We start from the raw sequence: 17,843 nt of genomic DNA, 5'->3' as shown, positions 1-17,843 counted from the left end.
TCTAGGGGAGCCTTGTCCAGCGTGCGGTCGGAGCCGGGGCGCCGTTCACCATCTGGCCGGGTGAGAGCTCATGCTTGACCTGCTGTCCGACGGTCCGCAATTCCGAGCGGATCAGGTCACCCATCTCCGTCTTGCTGAGCCCCGCCGCGACTCCCTGCCGTTCCACAGCCGTCAGGTGCTGGTTCAGGCGCAGCAGGAAGGCGTCGGTGTGCGTGAAGTTGTGGGGGCGCGCATGCCCCAGGGGGATGCCGTTCGCCGCCTCGTCGATGTCGACTCCGTACCTCGACAGGATCGCGCGGCTGTCCGCGGTGCGCCCGACCACGCGGTTCAGCGTGGACGGCACGATGTGAGCCGCGGCCTGCCCGGACTGGAAGACGACACCCTCTGCCTCCATGTTCCCGCGGAGGATCTTGGAGTGGCAGATCAGGCCCAGATAGTCGACCCACAGCAGGGGATTGGGTACGTAGGCGTGGGCGTTGGGCCCGGCCTCCAGCCCCAGGGGGTCCGGACTGAGGTAGGCGGCCGTGGCCGGGTCGTAGTGCCGCAGGTTGTTGTAGTGCAGCCCGGACTCGGGATCGAAGTACTGACCGGGGAAGCGAAGGGGCGTGTCTGCGCCGGACGGCTCCCATGTCGCCAGGCCCCACAAGGTGGCGGTCGATCTCCCGGCGATCTCCCCGTCCTCGTCGACGAGTTCCGTCGGAGTTCCGACGAGGTCGCCGACGACGGCGAAGAAGCGTTCGTCGATGAGGTCCTGCGGGGCCTGCGCGAGGACGGTGCGTTCCGTCTGTGCGACGGGGACCAGACCGTCGCGGTCCCAGGTGAGGGTCACTTCCCGGTCACTGTCGGCGCCGTACGACGTCTGTTCCACGAGGTGCGGTCCGTCCCAGGTGAAACGGATCTCTTCCAGCACGGCGGCCGGGGTGTCCGGTCCGTCGACGGCGGCCAGCCGCTGCTTGGCGACGCGCCGCCCCAGGGAGTCGTACACATAGCGCCACACGGTGCCGTCCGGCGTGGTGACGCTCGTGAGCCGGTCCTCGCCGTCCCAGGCGTACCGCCAGATGTCGGGCTTGCGCGACAGCCTGGTACGACGCCGTAGGACGACCCGTCCCGCGGCGTCGTACTCGTAGTGGACGGAACCGGCGCGGGTGACGCGGGTGCCGGACCGGTCCCGGTCGCCGCGGGCCTCGGCGGCGGGCTGCCGGTCGGGCCAGGTGGCCCGGGCCTGATTGCCCGCCGGGTCGTAGGCGTAGCTCTCGGTCCAGTCCGTCGCGAGCACCGCCGTGACGCGGCCCCCCGCGTCCAGGTCGAAGCGACGGTGTCCGGTGTGCAGGTCGGACACCGAGGTCGGGAGGCCGTCCGCCCCGTAGGTGTAGCCGCGGTCGATGGTCCGGCGCCGGGTGCCGGGAGCGGTATGGCTCTGCGCGGTGAGGCGATGGTGGGCGTCCCAGCTCTGGTGGAGCGCGAGTCCCGCGGTGCCCATGCTGCGGGCGGTCTCCCGCCCGAGTGCGTCGTACTCCGAGAACAGCGTGCGGCCCGACGCCGTCAGCTCCGTCCGGTTTCCCGCCGCGTCATAGGCGTACGTGGTGACGGCACCGCCCGGGGTCGCGCGCCGGACGGCGCGCCCCAGGGCGTCGTACTCGGTCGTGAGCGCACGTCCGTCCGCGGTCTCGCCGATGATCCGGCCGATCGGATCGTAGACGTAGGTCAGGGTCACGTCCGGGCCTACGGCCTCCAGGACGCGCCCGGCTGTGTCGTGGACGTAGCGGGTCGTTCTGCCGTCCACCGTCTTCCGGCACTGATTGCCGGCGATGTCGTAGGCGAACACGGTCGACTGGCCCAACGCGTTGGTACGACTGATGAGTTGGCCCGCGGAATCATAGGCGTAGTCAAGGGTACGACCGTCGAAATCCGACTCCCTGACGAGCCGGCCGACGCTGTCGTAGGTGTAGTCCCAGGTCAGTCCGTGCGGTCCGACGACCTGGACCAGGCGCAGTTCGGTGTCGTGCACGAACGTGTGGCGGGCCCCGTCGGCCGCGATGCGCGCGGAGAGCACGCCCAGTGGCCCGTAGGCGCACCGAGTGGTCCGGCCGACCGCATCGGTGCGGGTGAGCATGTTGCCCTCACCGTCGTACGTCCAGGACTCGCTTGCCCCGTCCGGGTCGGTTCTGGCCTCCAGACGGCCCTCGACGGTCCAGGTGAAGCGGGTTGTGGCGCCCATCGGGTCCCAGATGCCGACGCGCCGCCCGAAGGGGTCGTAGGCGGCCCGGGTCACCGCGCCGAGCGGGTTCGTCACGGCGACTGGTTGGCCCGCGGGGTTGTTGACGAAGGACGTCACCGCGCCCAGCGCGTCCGTCACCGAAGCCAGGGCTCCGCTCGGGTCGCGTGTGAAGCGCGTGACGGCTCCGTCCTGGGCGGTCAGGGCGGTGCAGTTGCCCCGCTCGTCCCAGTCCTGCCGGATGACGGAGCCGTCGTACCCGACCATCTCGACCATCAGGTTCAGGTCGTTGTACCGCCAGGTGGAGGTCGCCCCGTCCGGCAGGCGCACTTCGACGAGATGGCCCGCCGGGTCCCAGTCGAGACGGATCGTCCGGCCCAGCGCGTCGGTGCGCGACAGCAACCGGTCACGCCGGTCCCACTCCTGGAGGACCGTGTGACCGAGCGGGTCGGTCTCGGCCAGCAACTGGTAGGCATCGTTGAACCGGTAACGGGTGGTGTGCCCGAGCGAGTTGACGGCGATGGTCTCCCGTGTCTCGTCCTCGTACGCGAAGGAATAGTCGAGGACGCCGTCGACGCCCCGCGTGGCCACACAACGGTCCTGGTCGTCGTACGTGTACCGGTACCAGGCTCCGGCGCGGTCCTCCCAGCCGGTGATCCGGCGCCGGTCGTCGTAGTGAAATCGCTGCGGACGGTCCGAGGAGTCACGTATCTCCGCGAGATTGCCGTCGGTGTCGTAGCCATAACGCAGGAGAACGGGCTGTTCAGAGGAGTTGAGCAGGGCCAGGGCGGTGATCCGTCGCTGCAGCGTGGTCACGCCGACCCGATAGCCACCGTGATGGCGGACCTCCGTGGGCATTCCGTCCGCGTCGTAGGAGACGGTCACGCTGTTGTCGTTACGATCACGGACGGCGACCAGGGGCAGTTCATCCTCGGCGCCGCCGGGAACCGGCCGGAAGAACAGGGTCAGCCCGCTTTCGGGCTGGTGCACGGTCAGCTCACCGCCCGGGGTGCCGTCCCAGCTCAGCGGCCAGTACGGACCCTCCACAGGAGGCAGATCCACGCCCACCTCCGGCCTCGGATACTGGAGCACCATCCCGTCCGCGGTCGCGAACCGCACCCCGGTGGCATCGAGCAGCAGCCGCTGGTCGAGGGTGGATGTCCAGCTCGCTCCGAACAGTCGTCCGCTCCGACCTCCCGTGCGGTAGTGGCGTTCGAGCACCAGCGGAAGTACGCCGTCCAGCTGGATGTCGGTGGCGGACATGACCATCTGGCCGGTCGCCATGTCGATGGGGTCGCCGCAGGTGAAGAGCTTCTTCATCTGCCGGCCGAGGGCACGGGTGCTCTTGCCGAGCCCCTTCACCCCCAGCTCCATCCCCTTCAGCCCGCCCTTGAGGTTCTTCAGCTCCTTCAGCCCCTTGGCCATCTTGCCGAGGCTGGTGATGCCCTTGCCGCCGGGTATGCAGTCCAGCGCGGCAAAGGCCACATCCCACAAGGAGGCTTGGCCTTTGGAGTACTTGTAGAGCGTGTCCGCGAGCACGACGAGGGCGGCGACCAGCACGATCGCGCCGAGGATGGGCCCGCCGATGATCATCGCGATGATCCCGACGACCGCGACGACGACCTTGCAGACCGTGACGATGGTGTCCCAGTTGTCCTCGAACCAGTGCCCGACGTCCTGCCACCAGTGCCGGTTCGGAATACCGGCATCGGAGGCCTCGTCGATCTTCCGCTTCGCCTCACCCGCCGCGTCGTCCCGCATCTTCCGCGCGTCCTCGGCCATCTTCTTCGCGGCATCGAGAGCGTTCTGCGCGGTGGTGACATCCGACTGCGCCTGGGTGTGCGCGGACTTGGCGCTCTGCACATCCCGGGTGGCGGCCCGCACCTTCGCCTCGTCCGGCTTGTCCGCGCTGGACTTGCTGCCGGTGGGGTCGTCCTTGTACTTGTCCGCCTCCTTGCCGGCCCGGGTGACCCATGAATCGGCGGAAGACAGCCGGGACTTGGCGGAGGAGAGGTCGCTCTGGGCCTCCTTCGCCTTGGCGAGCGCCTTGTCGGCCAGGGCCTGCGCCCGCTCCAGCTTCGGCCAGTAGTCCGCGAGGGCGTCGCCGCACATCTCGTACGACTTCTTCAGCTTCTTCAGGTTCTTCGGGACGTCCTTGAACTGCTCCTTGAAGACGTCCGCGGATTTGCCGGCCCACTGCAGGAGGGTGTCCTCGCCGGCCATGCCCTTGACCAGGCGCAGAGCGTCGGACACGTCGTCGGCGAAGTCGTGGAGCTGGGTGGCGAGGGCGCGGACGCGCTGCGGATCGCCCGGGGTCGGGTCCTTGTCGAGGTCGAGTGGATGCCAGTCCGCCGGCCGATACCCCGCCATGTCCCGCAACCCCCGTCGCGTACGCCCCGTCAACAAGCCTGTGCACAAGCGAACTTACAAGGAACGGTCGTTCGAGGTGAAGCCCGGCGGTCGGACTCATGAGAGACGCGGACGGCAGACGCCGGAACGGCACGAAGGCCGGCATGTGCACGGTGCGGACGAGGCGCCCGCTGTCAGGTCCCGAGCGTCCAGTAGCGGGAACCCTCCGGAGGCGTGGGGCGGACCCGCAGGACGGACAGGTCGAGACCCTCGTCGTCGGCGTCGTCGCCGGTGGGCAGACGTCCGGACGGGTTCGGGTAGTAGTACAGGCCGTACGACCAGTACTCCGGAAGCTCGTGGCACATGAGATCGGGGTACGCCGAGATCTCCGCGTCGTGATAGCGCTCGTTGATTCTGGCCACGGCCTCCGCGCGGGAGATACCGAACCTCGAGATCATCTCGTTCGCGATGTCCCGGAAATACTCGACCATGCCCTGATCGAGATCCATCAGGAATTCCGCTGTCATGACGTCGGAGGTCCTACTCGCCGGAAACCGGAACCGGTGGCCTGTGGGCCCCGCGTCCTCGTCGTGCGTGGCCCCGGGCAGGACGCAGCAGCTCTTCTCGTGCGGTCACTGCGTCTCCTTCCGTTCAGTGAAGCGGCCACGCAGCGCCCGCCGGCCGCCTTCGAATGCGTCCCCGGCACTCGCTCACCAGTACTGCAGCCTGTCCCGCACCGTCACGTACACCCACCGGCGCCTGAACCACGACGGCAGGTCCCGGTACGGCACGAACGTCAGCGTGTCGCTGATCGCGTCCTCGGCCAGGCCGCCCGGGCCTTCGGCGCGCAGCGCCGCAAACAGCTCCGGGGTCAGTCGGCCGTTGAGGCGGGCCGCGGTGCCCGCCGCGGTGAAGGCATACTCCCGCTCACCCTGGTCCGGAAGGTTCAGCACCCTCACGATCCGAGGGGACACCTCCTCCAGCGAACAGTTGAGGGCCAGGCCGATCGCCGCCGTGCCGAGGCGGGACTCGCCGCGTTCCAGAGCGGCGTCCCACTCCGCGGGGTCGTCAAGGCTCAGCAGGCCCTCGCCGCTCTCCCAGTCCAAAAGGCCGGCCCGCTCAGTCCGCGAAGCGGAACGTCGACGTGATCGCGTCGAAGATGTCGAAGAAGGAGTCGGCCAGGTCCAGGACCTGGCTGCTGCCGGCGACCAGGGCGACCTTGCCCTCCTGGCCGGGGACCGGGATGAATGTCTGCATCAGGACCGCGCGGATGGTGCGGTTGAGGCCGTCCTCGGGGATCGGGATGTCCTCGATGCCGTACGTCCGGGCGGCCGGCCCCACGCCGGGGATGTCGACGGTCGTCACCTTGCGCCAGGAGTCGCCCTCCCGGTGCGCCTCCTTCGGCGCGAGCTGGGCGGCGATGGCGGCCGGGTCGTTGGCGAGCGGCGCGCCCTCGCGGGTACGGCCGCCGACCAGCGACACCGTGACCGAACCCGTGATCGGCGTGTCCCCGCCGAAGCTCTCCGCCATGCAACCGCAGTACATCGCGCCCGACTTCCACGCGTCGGCCGCGGACTTGCGCAGGAAGGCGACGTACGTGTCCCGGTACTGCGCCAGCTCCGGGTGCTGGGCCACGCGCTCGTTCACCATCCGCCGGATCGAGTCGTCCCGCGACTCCGGCCGCACGTCGAACTCCCACCACGACTCGGGCACCTTGATCCGGAAACCGCCGCGCTCGATGGTGAGCGTCTCTATGTAGCGGGCCATGGTGTACGCCGTCCCCGTTCCGGTGATCTGATATACGGTGCGGCCAGACTACGAGATGCGCGAACGGGGGACGGTCACGTGGGCAAAGGCAAGAGTGACCTCGCGATACCGCTGAGCGAGCTGGAGGACTACGGCCGCCAGCTGCGCTCCATCAAGGAACGTCTCAACCACACCAAGAAGATGTTCGAGTCCTACCGGGACGACGTCGGCAGCGGCACGGTCTACGACGCCCTCGACGACTTCGAGTCCAACTGGCACGACGGCCGCGAGGACATCACCAAGCAGATCGACTCGCTCGCCGACATGTCCGACACCGTGGTCCGCGAGTTCAAGAAACTGGACGACGACCTCGCGAAGAAGGCGAAGGACGCGGTCCGGCCGGAGGAACAGCAGCAGGGTGGCGGCGGGCCGAAGGCGGAGTAGTACACGCTCAGCCGGGACCGGTCGCCCGGCCGGTCATTCCCCGGGGTCCACGTTCCAGGTCTCCGGCAGTTCGGCGCCGCAGAAGACGCAGGCGAAGTCGGCCTCGCGGACGATGTCATGCTCCGCGCGGCGCGGGCAACGGCGGAACACCATCTCGTGCGTGAAGCGGGCAGGTGAACGGCTCGGCCAGCTCCGTCGGCGACTGTCGTCCGGCCCACGACAGGGACGTGATCGAGTACGTGGTGCCCAGCTTCGTGGCGTCGACCCGCATGATGCGGCAGGAGCGTCCGTCCCGAGGTCATCCCCACCATGACCGGCCTGCTGGTGGCGGCCGGTACCGGCCTGAGCCCCAGTCTGTGGCGCCGACAGTACGGGGACTGGGCCAAGCGCCCTGGAGGCCACGGCCGTGCTGCTCGCGGAGCACATCAACCGGCTCACCGACGACCAGGACTTCGCCACCCGGCTGATCACCGAGGCCCTGACCCGCTCGACCGAAGGCTGACCCACCTCAGGAGAAAGGAAAGGTGAATTCTAAGTTATTCGGAATGGCTACCGGATGAAATAGCCGTTCGCACCCGCCCGTGACCAGTCCTTACGGAATATTTTCGGACCCTGTGACAATTCCTGGCCCTGGCTTTACCATCGCCCAATGCGCATTTCCGAGGTCGAAGCAGCCAATGCACGCATGCTGGCCCACGCGCCGTCGGTCCGGCCCGTGGCCACCGGCGACATCATCCGCGTGCACCGCAAGAAGTTCCCGTACCGCGGCTACGTTGAGATCGACTCGCCGTACTGTCCGCCGTTCGTGATGTTCTGTGTGAACGACGATGCGGTCGCCATGGACACCCTGTGGAACGGGACGTTCGGCTACGAGCCCGGCACGCTCGCCACCTGGTCCCGGCTGGCGGCGCGGAGCGCGACGATCGCCGACGTCGGCGCCCATGTCGGCTACTTCTCGATGATCGCCGCGCACGCCAATCCGAAGGCGAAGGTGCATTCCTTCGAGCCGGTCGACCAGATTCACTCGCGGCTGTCCGTGAACGTCCGCTCGAACGGCCTCCAGAACGTCAGGCTCCACCAGGCCGGTGTCTCCAGCGAGCCCGGCTGGGCCGACATCAGCGTCCGGTTCTCCGGGAACCTGCTGTCCACCGGTTCGACCCTGGAGGGCGCCGCACCCGACGCCCAGCTCAAGCGCATCCAGCTCGTCACCCTCGACGAGGTGTTCGCCGACACCAAGCTGGACCTCGTCAAGATCGACGTGGAGGGCCACGAGATGTCGGTGCTGCGCGGGGCGCGCCAGGTGCTCAAGCGCGACCGGCCGACCCTGGTCCTGGAGGCCCTGGTCGACGCCTCCCTCGACGAGCTCTTCGCCGAGTTCGAACCGCTCGGCTACGACGCCCACTGGATCACCGAGGCCGACGGCACGCCGGTGCCCTGGCGCGAGCCCCGGCCCGCCCGCACCCGGAACCTGCTCTTCGCCCCGAAGGACTGAACTGAGGCTGTCCCCGCCCCTGGCACACCGGGGTCCCGGAGGGTCCGGGCCTGTCGGAATCGGGAATCGCAGCCTGTCCCCCTACACCCGACGGCTCTCCAACGGCCCCAGATACGTCGGCGTCAGCCCGCCCGTGTCGATCACCAGCCGCTGCACCACCACCGTGGGGTCCACCGCCCAGAACTTCAGGTGGTGGACCCCGGATCCCACCGTGTGGCGGGTCGCCGTCCGGTTCACGTTGTCCGACGTGTTCCGCGCCCACACCACATTCAGCAGGCCGTCGTCCGCGCCCGCGGTGATGTCCACCGGCTGGGGACGGTCGTCGTCGAAGGACAGCGCGTAGCGCAGGCCGGCCGTCGTCGGCAGCGCCGGATTCCGTGGGGACAGGTACGCCCACACCGTCACCTCCCCCGCCGACAGCAGGGTCACCGCGTACTCCAGCCGGGGCCACGCGTCTCCCCAGCCCCCCGTCACCGGCCACGGCGTCATCCCCGCGCCGGTCCGGCCGATGCCCTCCAGCCGGCGCCAGCCGCCGACCGCGCGGTCGTGGTGCTCCGCGTCGATCGCCACATAGCCGCCCGCCTCGACGAAGCCCCGCAGCCCCCGTGCCGACGGCTTCTCCGCGACGCACCCCACCGTCACCGACTCCCCCGCCCCGCTCACCGTCAGCGATCCCGCGAACCGGCCGGCCGGTGCCCGGGACCAGTCCACCCGCACCTCCACCCGGACCTGCCGCGTCACCCGGCCCCGCGGACGATCCACCACCAGCCAGGGCACCGACGTATCCACCCGGTAGTCGAAGGGCATACGGCCCCGGTTGAACACCTCGACGTACTGCTGCGGCCGGGTCTGGTACGGGCTGAACGACGGCAGATCCAACGAGTCCCCGTCCGGGTCCCCGTCCCCGTCCACCGACACCCCCAGCCCCGCCGCGTCCGGCACCTCGATCCGCCGTACCGCCGGGAACAGGACGTCCGGCAGGGCCACGTTGTCCTTCTCCGGCTGCTGCCAGGGCGCGTTGGGGCCGTACCGGTCCACGTCCCCGTAGTCGATGTGCGGCTGGGTCTGGAAGCCCCGCCATTTTCCGCCCGCCACCGCGGAGTTGAAGCGCTCGGCCAGGGCGAAGTCCCGTAGCAGTCCCTGCTCCGCGCCCGCCGCGCGGTCGTTGGCCGCCGCTCTGCCCTCACGGGCGTAGCGCAGGTTCGTGAACTCGGCCTCCCGCAGCGCGTACAGGTTGGCGGTCGCCGTCACCTCGTACCCGACCAGCTCGAACCACGCGTCCCGTACCGTCGCCGGCAGCCGGCGCTCGATCCGCGTCGCCCTTCTGCCCAGCTCCCGCCACTCCTCCGTCACCCGCTCCAACTCACGGTGCTCGAAGGAGAAGGGGGTCTGCTGATCGTCGTACACCACCTGGCCGTCGTCCCCGAGCGTGATCCGGCGGTTCAGCAGCTCCGGCTTGCGGCGCGCCTGCAACCGGCCGTAGGCGGCGAGCAGTTCGGCTGCCTCCCGCGCCGCCTCCTCGCCGAAGTTCTGGCGCGCGTATCCGCGCTCCCACTCCCCCAGCCGGTCGATGTCCCAACGCTGCGGGTTCCAGGCGTAGTCGAGGAAGAACTGGGTCGGCAGTTCGTTGCCCTTCAGGTCGCCCACGTTGGCCACCCACAGGCCGTGGTTGCCGTAGGCGTGCGCCTGGTGGAGCTGGTCCCAGACGTTGCGCAGGTTGGCCGTGTCGACCCACTTGTAGTTGCGGCCGGCACCGACGTAGTCGAAGTGGTAGTACAGGCCGTATCCGCCGCTTCGGGGTTCCGCCGGGGACGGGTGCCTGCGGATGTTGCCCCAGTTGTCGTCCGTCAGGACCACGGTGACGTCGTCGGGCGCCCTGAGCCCCCGGTCCCAGTAGCGCTGGACCTCCTTGTAGAGCGTCCACACCTGAGGGGTCTCGGCGGCCGGCCTGCCCGTGACCTCCTCGATGATCCCCCGCTGTGCCGCGATGATCTCCTGCATCAGTTCGATGCCGTCGCCGTCGGGGAGACCGGTGTCTCCGTTGCCGCGCATGCCGAGGGTGACCACGCCCTCGAAGCCCTGGTCGACCATCCGCTGGATGCCGGCCCGCCAGTACGCCCTGATCGCCGTCGGGTTGCGGAGGTACGACCACTCGCCCGTGCCCCCGTAGGGGTCGGTCCCGTCGGCCGCGTGGCGGTTCCACTCCTCGATCCCCCGCATCATCGGAGCCTCATGGGACGTGCCCATGACAACTCCGTATTCGGCAGCCCTGCGGTGGTTCTCCGGGTCGTCCTCCGCGAACGCCCGCCCCCACACCGCCGGCCAGAGGTAGTTGCCCTTCAGCCGGAGCAGCACCTCGAAGACACGGGCGTAGAAGTCCGCGTTGAAGCCGCCGGGGTAGCCGGGGGCCTTGCCGGGTCCGAAGTGGGCCGGGGCCCAGGTCCCGAGCGCCGGGTTCTCGTCGTTGACGAAGAAGCCGCGGTACCTCACCGCCGGCGTGCCCTGGGTGTGGCGGCCCGGCAGCACCCACACCCGGTCGCGGTGGGCCGGCGGTACGTCGTCCCACCAGTACCAGGGCGAGACCCCGATGCCGTACGAGACGTCGTAGGCCCCGAAGATCGTGCCGCGCGGGTCGCTGCCCGCGATGACGAAGGCCTGCTCCACGCCGGGCAGCGGATGCTCGACCACCGCCTGCAGCGAGGTCTCCCAGCGGCCCCGGACGCCCGTCACGTCCAGCTTGCCGGACGCCACCAGGCCGTCGATCAGCGGGCTGCGGCCGATCGTGCCGACGAGCACCGCCCGCCGGGCGATGGTCGCGCCCGGGCGTACGCCGGTCACGCGCTCGATGTCGGTACGGAGGTCACCTGCCACCCGTACGACTCCGGGGTGATCCTCGGCGCTCACCACGACCGGGGCGCCGACGAGCGAGAACGCCCCGCCGCTGAAGGAGATGTACGCCCCCGGGTCCGTCACCCTCGGCTCGCCGTCGCCGCCCGCCCGGGCGAGATGCGACGACAGCACCGGTACGGCGGCGGCACCCGCGCCCAGCACGGTCCTGCGGCTCACAGACATGCCTCACCCCTCCACCCGAATTTGGTCAGCGGCATGACAAATGGTGGGGTGAGTGGCTCCCGGGAACCAGGGGTCGTACGCGCCGAATAGTTTCGAGACGTCGGTACGCCGAAAGGCCCGTACGACCGGAGTCGTACGGGCCTTTCGGATACCTACCGGGTCAGCCCTTGCGGGCCGAGATCACTTGTTGATCTTGGTGACCTGGCCGGCGCCCACCGTGCGACCACCCTCACGGATGGCGAACTTCAGGCCCTCCTCCATGGCGATGGGCTGGATCAGCTCCACCTTCATGTCGGTGTTGTCGCCCGGCATGACCATCTCGGTGCCCTCGGGGAGGGTCACGACGCCGGTCACGTCCGTGGTACGGAAGTAGAACTGCGGGCGGTAGTTGTTGAAGAACGGCGTGTGACGGCCACCCTCGTCCTTGGACAGGATGTACGCGGTCGCCTCGAACTCGGTGTGCGGCGTGACCGAACCCGGCTTGATGATGACCTGGCCGCGCTCGACGTCCTCGCGCTTGATGCCACGGAGGAGCAGACCGACGTTCTCACCGGCCTGGCCCTCGTCGAGCAGCTTGCGGAACATCTCGATGCCGGTGACCGTGGTGGTGGTCTTCTCGGTCTTGATGCCGATGATGTCGACGGTCTCGTTGACCTTGAGGACACCACGCTCGATACGACCGGTGACGACGGTGCCACGACCGGTGATCGTGAAGACGTCCTCGATCGGCATCAGGAACGGCTTGTCGACGTCACGCTCGGGCTCCGGGATGGACTCGTCGACGGCCTTCATCAGGTCGAGGACGGACTGGGTCCACTCGGCGTCGCCCTCGAGGGCCTTGAGCGCGGAGACCTTGACGACCGGCAGGTCGTCGCCCGGGAACTCGTACTCGGAGAGGAGCTCACGGACCTCGAGCTCGACGAGCTCCAGGATCTCCTCGTCGTCCACCATGTCGGCCTTGTTCAGGGCGACGACGATGTACGGCACGCCGACCTGGCGGGCCAGGAGCACGTGCTCCTTGGTCTGCGGCATCGGGCCGTCGGTGGCGGCGACGACGAGGATCGCACCGTCCATCTGCGCAGCACCGGTGATCATGTTCTTGATGTAGTCCGCGTGACCCGGGCAGTCGACGTGGGCGTAGTGACGGGTCTCCGTCTGGTACTCGACGTGCGCGATGGAGATGGTGATACCGCGCTGACGCTCCTCGGGCGCCTTGTCGATGTTGTCGAACGCGGTGGCCTCGTTCAGGTCCGGGTACGCGTCGTGCAGCACCTTGGTAATGGCGGCCGTGAGGGTCGTCTTACCGTGGTCGATGTGACCGATGGTGCCGATGTTGACGTGCGGCTTAGTCCGCTCGAACTTCGCCTTCGCCACTGGGGTCCTCCTGGGAGTGGTTCTGTACGCCTTGATTCGATCGGCGCCAGGTGATCTTTGCTGTTGGTTCCCGGGCCCCGGGCCATTCCGCCACGAATGCGGAGGAACGGCCCGTGAGGCTCCGGGGTCAAGCCTAAAGCGTCGTAGCGCGGTGCGTTACTCGCCCTTGGCCTTCGCGATGATCTCCTCGGCGACGTTCCGCGGAACCTCGGCGTAGGAGTCGAACTGCATGGAGTAGCTGGCCCGGCCGGACGTCTTGCTGCGCAGGTCGCCGACGTAACCGAACATCTCCGAGAGGGGCACGAGGCCCTTCACGACGCGGGCACCGGCCCGCTCCTCCATGGCCTGGATCTGACCACGGCGGGAGTTGATGTCGCCGATGACCTCACCCATGTAGTCCTCGGGCGTGGTGACCTCGACGGCCATCATCGGCTCAAGGAGCACGGGGGACGCCTTGCGCGCGGCCTCCTTGAAGGCCTGCGAACCGGCGATCTTGAACGCGAGCTCGGAGGAGTCGACCTCGTGGTAGGCACCGTCGAGAAGCGTGACGCGGACGCCCGTCATCTCGTACCCGGCGAGGATGCCGAACTGCATGGCCTCCTGCGCACCGGCGTCCACCGAAGGGATGTACTCCTTCGGGATACGGCCACCGGTCACCTTGTTCACGAACTCGTACGAGGCGTCGCCGCTCTCGATGGGCTCGATCGCGATCTGCACCTTGGCGAACTGACCGGTACCACCGGTCTGCTTCTTGTGGGTGTAGTCCACGCGCTCGACGGCCTTGCGGATCGTCTCGCGGTACGCGACCTGCGGCTTGCCGACGTTGGCCTCGACCTTGAACTCACGGCGCATGCGGTCGACCAGCACCTCGAGGTGCAGCTCGCCCATACCACCGATGATGGTCTGGCCGGTCTCCTCGTCCGAGTGGACCTGGAAGGACGGGTCCTCCTCGGCCAGGCGCTGGATCGCGACGCCCAGCTTCTCCTGGTCGCCCTTCGACTTGGGCTCGATGGCGACCTGGATGACCGGCGCCGGGAAGTCCATGGACTCCAGGATCACCGGCTGCTTGTCGTCACACAGCGTCTCACCGGTCGTGGTCTGCTTCAGACCCATGACGGCGATGATGTCGCCGGCGCCCACCGACTCGATCTCCTCACGCTTGTTCGCGTGCATGCGGTAGATCTTGCCGATGCGCTCCTTCTTGCCCTTGACGGAGTTCAGCACGGCGGTGCCGGACTCCAGGCGGCCCGAGTAGACCCGGACGAAGGTGAGCTTGCCGAGGTGCGGGTCGCTCATGATCTTGAACGCCAGCGCGGACAGCGGCTCGTCGTCGGACGGCTTGCGCTTGACGACGACCTCGGGGTCCTTGACGTCGTGGCCCTCGATGGCCTCGACGTCGAGCGGGGTCGGCAGGTAGCGCACGACCGCGTCGAGCAGGGGCTGGACACCCTTGTTCTTGAACGCGGTACCGCAGAACACGGGGGTGACCGTGACACCGTCGGACTTGCCGGACGCGATGGTGATACGACGGATCGCGGCGTACAGCTGCTCCTCGGTGGGCTCCTGGCCCTCCAGGAACAGCTCCATGATCTCGTCGTCGTTCTCCGCGACGGCCTCGACCAGCTTGCCGCGGTACTCCTCGGCAGCCTCGGTGTGCGTGGCCGGGATGTCGACGACGTCGTACATCTCGCCCTTCGCCGCCTCGGCGGACCACACGAGCGCCTTCATGCGGACCAGGTCCACAACGCCCTTGAAGTCCATCTCGGCACCGATCGGCAGCTGCATGACGAGCGGCACAGCACCCAGACGGTCCGAGATCATGTCCACACAGCGGTGGAACTCGGCGCCGGTACGGTCCAGCTTGTTCACGAAGCAGATGCGCGGCACGCCGTAGCGGTCGGCCTGACGCCACACCGTCTCGGACTGGGGCTCGACACCGGCGACACCGTCGAACACCGTCACGGCACCGTCGAGGACGCGCAGCGAACGCTCCACCTCGACGGTGAAGTCGACGTGGCCCGGGGTGTCGATGATGTTGATCGTGTAGTCGTTGTCCTCAAGCGGCCAGTGACAGGTGGTGGCAGCAGAGGTGATCGTGATGCCACGCTCCTGCTCCTGCTCCATCCAGTCCATGGTGGCGGCGCCGTCGTGGACCTCACCGATCTTGTACGACACACCGGTGTAGAACAGGATCCGCTCGGTGGTGGTCGTCTTGCCCGCGTCGATGTGGGCCATGATCCCGATGTTGCGGACCCTGGCCAGGTCAAGTGAAGTGGTAGCCATAAGGCTTCAGTCTTCTCTCGGTCTCGATGTGGGTAGCGACTACCAGCGGTAGTGCGCGAAGGCCTTGTTGGACTCGGCCATCTTGTGGGTGTCCTCGCGCTTCTTGACGGCCGCACCAAGGCCGTTCGAAGCGTCGAGAAGCTCGTTGAGCAGACGCTCGGTCATGGTCTTCTCGCGACGGGCGCGGGAATAGCCGACCAGCCAGCGCAGCGCCAGGGTGTTGGCGCGGCCGGGCTTGACCTCGACCGGCACCTGGTAGGTGGCGCCACCGACACGGCGGGACTTGACCTCAAGCGTGGGCTTGATGTTCTCCAGCGCGCGCTTGAGCGTGATGACCGGGTCGTTGCTGGTCTTCTCGCGCAGGCCCTCCATGGCGCCGTACACGATGCGCTCGGCGGTGGAGCGCTTGCCGTTCAGCAGCACCTTGTTGATGAGCGAGGTGACAAGAGGAGAACCGTAGACCGGGTCGATGATGACCGGGCGCTTCGGGGCAGGGCCCTTACGAGGCATTCTTACTTCTCCTTCTTGGCGCCGTAGCGGCTGCGGGCCTGCTTGCGGTTCTTGACACCCTGGGTGTCAAGCGAGCCGCGGATGATCTTGTAGCGAACACCGGGCAGGTCCTTCACACGGCCGCCGCGCACGAGCACGATGGAGTGCTCCTGCAGGTTGTGTCCCTCACCCGGAATGTAAGCAGTGACCTCGATACCGCTGGTCAGACGCACACGCGCGACCTTACGCAGGGCCGAGTTCGGCTTCTTCGGGGTGGTCGTGAACACACGCGTGCAGACGCCACGACGCTGAGGGGAACCCTCGAGTGCGGGCGTCTTGTTCTTCTCGACCTTGTCCTGCCGGCCCTTGCGGACCAGCTGCTGGATCGTAGGCACTACTTCTCCGGTTTCTGTGTGCCGAATGGTGAAGCTAACCTGGAACGTCGCCGACCCACGCGGTCGGGTGTGTCGGATTCCGCGGACTCCTGCCGAACGGCAGAAGGGGGCGCGGATCGCGGTGGCCACTTCGTCACTCCGGTGCGGTTTGAAGGCACGCACGAGGGTCAGGGCACACCCCAGGCACAAGGTCTGAGCGTACCCAGCGCAATCACTTCGGTCAAAACAAAAGAAGCGGGACCGGTCGCGGAGGACCTGAGCTGCGGTTTTGGCAGGGGTTCCGATATACCACGAAGACGAACGACACGCGAACGGAGAGCGGCGCGAGCCGCCGGTGGCGGGTTTCACAGGCGTGCGGTGCGGGGCCGGCCCTCTGACCACCGGCCTCGCCCCACACCCGGCACGGCCGCGGGGCCACACGGCTGCCCGCGGCCCGGTACAGCTCGGCGGCCGACGCGAGTGCGTGCCCCGCAAGGGGCGCGGAGAACTGCACGGACCAGCCCCCGCACGCCCGCAGGCGCTCGCCGGCACGAGTACATGCGTGCACCGCAAGGGGCGCGGGGAACTGCACGGACCAGCCCCCACGCACCCGCAGGCGCTCGCCGGCACGAGTACATGCGGGCCCCGCAAGGGGCGCGGAGAACTGCACGACCAGCCACCGCACGCCCGCGGGTGCTCGCCGGCTCCGAGGCGCCCCCGTCGTCACGGACGGCGGGAAGCCGTGCGTTCCGCGGCGAAGACGTCCTCCAGGCGGAACAGGGCCGCCCGGCCCGCCTTGCCGGCCGCCCTGAGGTGTCCCAGCTGTACCCACTTCCTGATGGTGGCGGGCGCGACGCCCGCCTCCTGGGCGGCGAGCGGCCCCGGAATGAGGGTGGGCAGTTCGGCGTACGCGGACCTCATCGGTGCTGCCACTCCCCCTCGTCCCAGGTGTGCCGGTAGGCCGGGTCGTCGTGGCAGCCGCAGTCCGGGTCCGTGCACCGGCAGCCCGGATTGACGCAGAGGACGGCGGCCCGGTCCGGGAAGGCACGCAGCGAGACGGAGTCGCACCAGGGACAGCGCCCGGAGACACGGACGACGGTCTCGGTGTCGCCCAGGGCACGGGCACAGCGCCGGGCCATCCGGCGGGTCTCGTCCCGGACGTGGGCGGCGAGGACCGGGTCGGCGGCGATGCCGTCGAGGAGACCGGCGATCCGGCGCAGCCGCTCGGGCACGGCGGCACGCCGGACGCGGGACAGTCCGAGCCGGTCCCGCACCGCTTCCTCCAGTTCGACCACACCGTCGGTGATGTCCCGGATGGTGTCGGAGATGTTCAGCCGCAGCGGGGCGGCGCTGTGGCCGGGGGCGACGAGCCCGTGGGCCTGCTGGAGGAGCAGGGCCTCGGCGCGCTCCGCACGGAGCCGGCCGGCGAGGTCCGCGGGCGGCGGCGGGGGCGTGGGCCGGTGGTCCGGGGCGGCGCGGCCGGGCGCGAGTTCGACGGACAGCTCGGGGAACTGCCGGAGGAGCAGGCCGATCCAGAGGGCGGCGTTGTCGACGGGACGGTCGCCAGAAGGAGCAGGGGTCGTACGAGGGTCAGGCAACGGAGCCTCCGCGGCGCAGCGCGCCCTGTACGACCGGGCTCTGCATGACCGGCAGGAGCTGGGCGGGGATCTCGACCGGGCGTCCCCGGCGCCAGAGGCGGCCGCCACACACGCCGTCGAACCAGTTGTCGGCGGGGGCGACGGCCTCCTCGCAGTTGCGGCGCACCGGGCAGCGGGCGCAGGCCTGTAGCGCGGGCGCGGCCTCCTTGACCTTCCTGGAGAAGACGACCCCGGGCGGGAGCCCGGCGAAGGCGGCCGCGGCCTGCCAGGCGGGTGGTGGGCATGAGCCGGTGACGGACACGGACATGGGGCCTCCGTAAGTTGTTAGGTGGCCCGGGAGGGCCGGATGTGGCTTATGGGGTCTTGCCTTCAGTGGCTTCTCAGGAGTGGCCGTCCGGCTCTCCGGG

14 protein-coding genes and 1 pseudogene are annotated in these 17,843 nt (G+C 68.8%); 3 read left to right on the top strand and 12 right to left on the bottom strand.

Annotated elements, in window-relative coordinates:
- Window position 1 precedes the first annotated feature (1 nt).
- The 4 genes from AB0D59_RS09130 to AB0D59_RS09115 form a co-directional block, all read right to left on the bottom strand.
- On the bottom strand, window positions 2–4,585 hold the full coding sequence (locus AB0D59_RS09130) for a DUF6531 domain-containing protein (RefSeq protein WP_362562736.1): 4,584 nt from the start codon (window positions 4,583–4,585) through the stop codon (window positions 2–4).
- A gap of 173 nt (window positions 4,586–4,758) precedes the next feature.
- On the bottom strand, window positions 4,759–5,091 hold the full coding sequence (locus tag AB0D59_RS09125; RefSeq protein ID WP_362562734.1) for a hypothetical protein: 333 nt from the start codon (window positions 5,089–5,091) through the stop codon (window positions 4,759–4,761).
- 183 nt (window positions 5,092–5,274) lie between these two features.
- Window positions 5,275–5,670, bottom strand: a complete 396-nt coding sequence (locus AB0D59_RS09120; protein WP_362562731.1) for a hypothetical protein — start codon at window positions 5,668–5,670, stop codon at window positions 5,275–5,277.
- A gap of 13 nt (window positions 5,671–5,683) precedes the next feature.
- Window positions 5,684–6,331, bottom strand: coding sequence for a hypothetical protein (locus AB0D59_RS09115; RefSeq protein ID WP_362562729.1), 648 nt, complete (start codon window positions 6,329–6,331; stop codon window positions 5,684–5,686).
- Window positions 6,332–6,409: 78 nt separating this feature from the next.
- On the opposite strand from AB0D59_RS09115, the gene AB0D59_RS09110 reads away from it, so the two are divergent.
- The 3 genes and pseudogenes from AB0D59_RS09110 to AB0D59_RS09100 all read left to right on the top strand — a co-directional run bounded on the left by AB0D59_RS09110 (window position 6,410) and on the right by AB0D59_RS09100 (window position 8,246).
- Entirely contained in the window at window positions 6,410–6,754 is a 345-nt protein-coding gene (locus AB0D59_RS09110; protein WP_362562727.1) for a hypothetical protein, read from the top strand.
- A gap of 215 nt (window positions 6,755–6,969) precedes the next feature.
- Window positions 6,970–7,256: pseudogene (locus AB0D59_RS09105) on the top strand (hypothetical protein); the annotation flags it as partial.
- A gap of 147 nt (window positions 7,257–7,403) precedes the next feature.
- Window positions 7,404–8,246, top strand: a complete 843-nt coding sequence (locus AB0D59_RS09100) for an FkbM family methyltransferase (RefSeq protein ID WP_362562724.1) — start codon at window positions 7,404–7,406, stop codon at window positions 8,244–8,246.
- Window positions 8,247–8,327: 81 nt separating this feature from the next.
- On the opposite strand, the gene AB0D59_RS09095 is transcribed toward AB0D59_RS09100, so the two are convergent.
- The 8 genes from AB0D59_RS09095 to AB0D59_RS09060 form a co-directional block, all read right to left on the bottom strand.
- Window positions 8,328–11,318, bottom strand: a complete 2,991-nt coding sequence (locus AB0D59_RS09095) for a glycosyl hydrolase 115 family protein (protein ID WP_362562722.1) — start codon at window positions 11,316–11,318, stop codon at window positions 8,328–8,330.
- A 180-nt stretch (window positions 11,319–11,498) separates the two neighbouring features.
- Window positions 11,499–12,692 (bottom strand): elongation factor Tu, encoded by a 1,194-nt coding sequence (tuf, locus tag AB0D59_RS09090; RefSeq protein WP_351693772.1) that lies wholly within the window; start codon window positions 12,690–12,692, stop codon window positions 11,499–11,501.
- 156 nt (window positions 12,693–12,848) lie between these two features.
- Complete coding sequence (gene fusA / locus AB0D59_RS09085) at window positions 12,849–14,975, bottom strand: elongation factor G (protein WP_352223089.1); 2,127 nt, start codon at window positions 14,973–14,975, stop codon at window positions 12,849–12,851.
- Between the two features lie 39 nt (window positions 14,976–15,014).
- A complete protein-coding gene (gene rpsG, locus AB0D59_RS09080) occupies window positions 15,015–15,485 on the bottom strand; it encodes a 30S ribosomal protein S7 (RefSeq protein ID WP_007384059.1) in 471 nt (156 codons plus the stop codon).
- 2 nt (window positions 15,486–15,487) lie between these two features.
- Entirely contained in the window at window positions 15,488–15,859 is a 372-nt protein-coding gene (gene rpsL / locus AB0D59_RS09075; RefSeq protein ID WP_003948652.1) for a 30S ribosomal protein S12, read from the bottom strand.
- Window positions 15,860–16,561: 702 nt separating this feature from the next.
- On the bottom strand, window positions 16,562–16,759 hold the full coding sequence (locus AB0D59_RS09070) for a hypothetical protein (RefSeq protein ID WP_362562719.1): 198 nt from the start codon (window positions 16,757–16,759) through the stop codon (window positions 16,562–16,564).
- Window positions 16,756–17,436, bottom strand: coding sequence for a hypothetical protein (locus tag AB0D59_RS09065; RefSeq protein ID WP_362562716.1), 681 nt, complete (start codon window positions 17,434–17,436; stop codon window positions 16,756–16,758). The genes AB0D59_RS09070 and AB0D59_RS09065 overlap by 4 nt, the downstream gene beginning before the upstream one ends.
- Window positions 17,429–17,743: a WhiB family transcriptional regulator gene (locus AB0D59_RS09060; protein WP_362562713.1), complete on the bottom strand. Its 315-nt coding sequence runs from the start codon at window positions 17,741–17,743 to the stop codon at window positions 17,429–17,431. The genes AB0D59_RS09065 and AB0D59_RS09060 overlap by 8 nt, the downstream gene beginning before the upstream one ends.
- Between the last annotated feature and the right edge of the window lie 100 nt (window positions 17,744–17,843).

This window comes from Streptomyces sp. NPDC048417 (genome assembly GCF_040651615.1).
In the GTDB taxonomy this organism is placed as follows: Bacteria; Actinomycetota; Actinomycetes; order Streptomycetales; family Streptomycetaceae; genus Streptomyces.
The sequence above is the reverse complement of the archived record's forward strand: the minus strand, read 5'-3'. Positions and strand labels throughout refer to the sequence as shown.

Coding starts and splice junctions, on each gene's coding strand:
- AB0D59_RS09115 (WP_362562729.1), bottom strand. CDS start 6,331: ATGGCCCGCTACATAGAGACGCTCACCATCGAGCGCGGCGGTTTCCGG.
- AB0D59_RS09095 (WP_362562722.1), bottom strand. CDS start 11,318: ATGTCTGTGAGCCGCAGGACCGTGCTGGGCGCGGGTGCCGCCGCCGTA.
- AB0D59_RS09060 (WP_362562713.1), bottom strand. CDS start 17,743: ATGTCCGTGTCCGTCACCGGCTCATGCCCACCACCCGCCTGGCAGGCC.
- AB0D59_RS09100 (WP_362562724.1), top strand. CDS start 7,404: ATGCGCATTTCCGAGGTCGAAGCAGCCAATGCACGCATGCTGGCCCAC.
- fusA (WP_352223089.1), bottom strand. CDS start 14,975: ATGGCTACCACTTCACTTGACCTGGCCAGGGTCCGCAACATCGGGATC.
- rpsG (WP_007384059.1), bottom strand. CDS start 15,485: ATGCCTCGTAAGGGCCCTGCCCCGAAGCGCCCGGTCATCATCGACCCG.
- AB0D59_RS09070 (WP_362562719.1), bottom strand. CDS start 16,759: ATGAGGTCCGCGTACGCCGAACTGCCCACCCTCATTCCGGGGCCGCTC.
- AB0D59_RS09125 (WP_362562734.1), bottom strand. CDS start 5,091: ATGACAGCGGAATTCCTGATGGATCTCGATCAGGGCATGGTCGAGTAT.
- AB0D59_RS09130 (WP_362562736.1), bottom strand. CDS start 4,585: ATGGCGGGGTATCGGCCGGCGGACTGGCATCCACTCGACCTCGACAAG.